This is a genomic window from Pseudoalteromonas sp. AWM4_233, assembly GCF_056158285.1.
The window spans coordinates 1-3,923 of sequence record NZ_JBSWSZ010000073.1 but is presented as its reverse complement, the minus strand read 5'-3'; the positions used below and the strand labels follow the sequence as shown (position 1 = coordinate 3,923).

The window sequence follows — 3,923 nt, the reverse complement described above, 5'->3', positions numbered from 1 at the left end:
GTCGCGCCGGATTCGACCCGCAGGTGCTCCACCCACACATACTCCCGAAGGTTGCCGCGAGTCACCGTGTAAATGAGGGTCAGCCAACGGGCGCCGTCCTCGGCAACGGTGCCCGCCCACCAGATAATCCTGGGTTGCATCACGGCCATAGAGAACCGCCTGATTAAAGATCTGGTTCGCCCATACGTTGCTTCTTCCACAACGGATACTGGAGCACTCGAACAGAATCTGGGCGTTTCTCTCGCGCAATAGAGCGAGGTAGCGGTCCCGCGCGTCCTCGCGACTTGAGTCTCGGGCAATCCGGTACAGGCGCCCTTCCCCAGTCACGGGCAAGCGGGCCAGGGTTTCGGAGCGAATCTCGTTATTGACTTCCCGCACGGGGCTGAACAATACCGAGCGTGTCCCGACGACTGAATCGAGACCGTATCTTCAAGCGTCGACTGTTGGTAGGCCTCGGGCATATCATCAGGAGCAGACTGCACACCGGAAGACAGTGCCAATAATCCGAGGATCGGAACCAAGAAACGTGTGAACAGTAATTTCAGCAAGCGATTACTCATTTCCAGGAATTGTTTGATAGCTGTTGCCGCCGGCCCGGTCTCGCCATCCAGATGGCAATGGTGACCTCCCGGCACGTTTACGATCTGGAGGTTGGCGATAGCGTCAGCGCGTTTATCCAGATCCTTTCTGTACGAAAGAAGTCCTGCATCGGCTCTGACAAAAAGCACACGGGTTTCGATAGCAGACAGCGAAGCCAGCACCTGCTCTTCGGTCATCATCAATGGAGACGGGTGCCGTAACCTGGGATCGGTCTGCCAGACGTAGCCCTCTCCCTCGGGTTTCATATTGCGCGGAATGAGTGTCAGCGCGGCCTCGGGGCTGAGCGGGCTCAGCCCGCCCTCCCGTGCTTTGGCGGCCGTGGCGATATCCGGATAGACAACCTGGCGGCCAGAGCCGGCAATGCGTTTTTTCACAGCTTTCCGGAGCTGGGGAATGGTTTCCTTAACCGGACGGCTCAGTGCGCCCAGGCTGTCGATCATCACAAGATTCCGAATCCGTTCAGGGAAAGCTGCCGCGTAGAGAGCGCCGACGATACCACCAAGAGAGTGACCAACAAGGTTGATCCTGCCATCCGGTGTCTCCTGGAAATAGCGCTCAACCAGCTCAGCCAGATCCGCCACATAGTCCATCAGCAGGTAACTCTGGCCTTCCGGGCGGTGTCCGGAATGGCCATGTCCGGCGAAGTCCAGGCGTGAACAGGCCCGAGAGCTGTCAGTTCCGGTGCCAGCTTGACAAAGGTAAGGCTGTTGTCGAGCCAACCGTGCAGCATGATGATCGGAGTACTGTCGTGGGCTTCAGTCGCCGGAGGCCAACTGAGACCGGCCAGGGTGATGTGCCTGAGCTTCCATTCCGACTCCCGGAATGCCGGAGCGGTTTCCTGGATGCCGCTGCCCTCTGGTTGCCTGCAGGGAGCCTCCGTGGGAATCGCCATATCGTTCATCCAGCTCTCGCCTTTACATTGTGTGGGTTGGGCGATCGGAACTCAGTGAGCCTGCCAGATAGGATTCAATCTTGGTGCGGGCGGTCTCGTCGTCACCGTTGAACTGGACACCGATTCCCGCCGCGCGGTTACCCTGGGCGCTCCTGGGCGTTATCCATATGACCTTGCCGGCAACCGGGATCTTTTCCGGCTCATCCATCAGGTTAAGAAGCAGGAAAACCTCGTCGCCCAGTTGGTACTGTTTCTGCGTCGGGATGAACAGGCCACCCTGGCGGATATAAGGCATGTATGCAGCGTAGAGCACTGCTTTATCCTTGATTGTCAGGGTAAGAATGCCACTGCGCGCGCCAAATCCTGGCCCCATAACTGACACCTTTCTAATAGATCGTTTTGAATAAATTTCGGGATCTGAAAATCCCTTTCATTCCGGAATCATAGCAGCTGTTGGCACCAAAGGCGCGATCCGGCGGAGGCCGGGCAACGTAAGCTGCCGGCCGTTTGACCGGCATCAGCTTTTGCCAGGCAATCAGAAGCCGGCTCGCTTCCAGCTCCGGGCTGGCGTTATAAACACTTGCCGCCCTAGAGTCCTTTACCATATCAAGCAGTTCATGGGCCCGCCAGGCGGAAGTGGTCCTGGCAAGGAAGCCGAGCATATCGGCCGCATCGGTGTCCCGCGCATTGCCGCCAACAATCAGGCGGGCCAGATCCGCTGCCCAGGTTTCGAACAACCACAGGGTGTCCTCCAGGCCCATCGCCTTGAACGCCTTGGCGGCTTCACCCACCGGAATCCGGGATTTCATGAATTCCTTGAACCGTTCCAGCGCCGTATCCCGCAGACCAATGAAATCGCCGGTGGCATAGTCGAGAGCCAGCCTCGGCGCATTCCCCGCCAGCATCAGGGCTTTGGCCAGAACCTCCGAAGACGGTTGCGCATCCTCGGGCAGTTCCCGAACACGGCTCGCGAGCCACTGGTTCGCTTCGCTGTTAGCGGGCACCGGCACAGTCAATGTCTGGCATCGGGACCGAATGGTGGGCAGGACCGGACGCCCGCTTTCCTGCAACAGGATCAGGGTCACGTTCGGCAGCGGCTCTTCCAGCGTTTTGAGTAACGCATTCGCCGCATTGATATTCAATTGATCCGCACGATCAATGATCGCCACTTTGTGGTGTGCCACCTGGGGAGACGCCACCGCAAACGACGACAGCGCCCTCACCTGGTCTACCTTCACCATGCGGGATTTTTCCGGCGTATAAACCCGGATATCGGGGTGGCTGGCAGCGGCCAGGAGCTCGCACTGCTTACAATGGCCACAGGCGATTGGCTGGCCAGAATCCCGGTTCAGAGGGTTATCACACAGCAACAATCCGCCGACCGCCCCGGCCCAGGCACGCTTACCCACACCACGCTCCCCCGCAAGGATAAGGGCGTGCGGGAGCCTGTCTTCTGCTACCCGGCTCTGGACGGTTTGCCAGGCGCGGCTGAGCCAGGGCATGTCTTGGGCAATATCAGTCACGAGGTCTTCCTGTCCGGGTCCTTGATCTGCGCAATTGGCGCTTCCGTAGTTGACGCTTCATAGTGGCGAGCAGGCGGCGCATTCGCTTCAGCTGTTCACCGCCCTCGTCGTCTTTATCAGCGCTATAGTAATGGCTGTTGACCAGGCGGGCAAAAAGCCTCGCCGAATCCGCAGCCGCCGGTTCCGCTTTCGCCAGTCGTGAGCACGAGCGCCGATGGCGTTTCACCATGGCGCACGGCCACCCCGGCACTGGCACGCAGCCGATGCCAGGTATCCACCACTCTCCGAAACGCGTCACGTCGTTCTCCGCGCCGCATCTGGAAAGCGGAAATCAGCCCGGCGATCAGCAAGCCGGCGCCAACGATACCGGCTGTCATATTGCCCCAGCTCGCGCATGCCGAAACCACCTGGCAGCCTGGACATCAGATCCATCTGGCTCTGCCCCTGGTAACCCACTACCCAGCGCTGCCACTGGTAGTTGATACGATCAAGCTGAAGGCTTGCCCACTGCACCAGGGCGACATCGGCGTAACGCTGAGGCGAGGCCCAGTTATCCTCCAGAAAGGATCCCTCTTCGGCAACGGCGTCCCGAAGACCGGACTCGATCCTGTCCGGCGCAATGGCCGCCGTCAGGATCGATACCTTACCCCGCCCTCGCCCATCGACATAGGCTTCTACCCACGCATGGGCATCATAGGTGCTGTTCGGATTCTATCGTGTTTCCCTATTAACTTAGCAATACGTTTTGCCGTTACTTCGTTCAGTTACGTATTGCTAAGGTTAACGACGGTTAGATTCACCTCTTACACAGCACCTGGTGCTGTGTAAGAGGTGAATCTGACCCGTCGTTAACCTTAGGTGCTGTGTAAGAGGTGAATCTAACCGTCGTTAACCTTAGCAATACGTAA

General features: G+C 58.7%; 6 protein-coding genes. All 6 read right to left on the bottom strand.

The window, feature by feature from the left end:
* Positions 1-327: DUF4892 domain-containing protein (locus ACXAC4_RS20305; RefSeq protein ID WP_475164992.1), on the bottom strand; the 327-nt coding region annotated here is incomplete at its 3' end.
* Entirely contained in the window at positions 324-1,250 is a 927-nt protein-coding gene (locus ACXAC4_RS20300; RefSeq protein ID WP_475164993.1) for an alpha/beta fold hydrolase, read from the bottom strand. The genes ACXAC4_RS20300 and ACXAC4_RS20305, both read right to left, overlap by 4 nt.
* Positions 1,190-1,501 carry a lipase family protein gene (locus tag ACXAC4_RS20295; RefSeq protein WP_475164995.1) on the bottom strand — a complete coding sequence of 104 codons (312 nt, stop codon included), beginning with the start codon at positions 1,499-1,501 and terminating at the stop codon, positions 1,190-1,192. Before ACXAC4_RS20295 ends, ACXAC4_RS20300 begins: the two co-directional genes overlap by 61 nt.
* A 13-nt stretch (positions 1,502-1,514) precedes the next feature.
* Entirely contained in the window at positions 1,515-1,865 is a 351-nt protein-coding gene (locus tag ACXAC4_RS20290; RefSeq protein ID WP_475164990.1) for a PilZ domain-containing protein, read from the bottom strand.
* Between the two features lie 13 nt (positions 1,866-1,878).
* A complete protein-coding gene (locus tag ACXAC4_RS20285; protein ID WP_475164989.1) occupies positions 1,879-3,015 on the bottom strand; it encodes a hypothetical protein in 1,137 nt (378 codons plus the stop codon).
* A 122-nt stretch (positions 3,016-3,137) separates the two neighbouring features.
* Positions 3,138-3,392 carry a hypothetical protein gene (locus ACXAC4_RS20280; protein ID WP_475164988.1) on the bottom strand — a complete coding sequence of 85 codons (255 nt, stop codon included), beginning with the start codon at positions 3,390-3,392 and terminating at the stop codon, positions 3,138-3,140.
* Between the last annotated feature and the right edge of the window lie 531 nt (positions 3,393-3,923).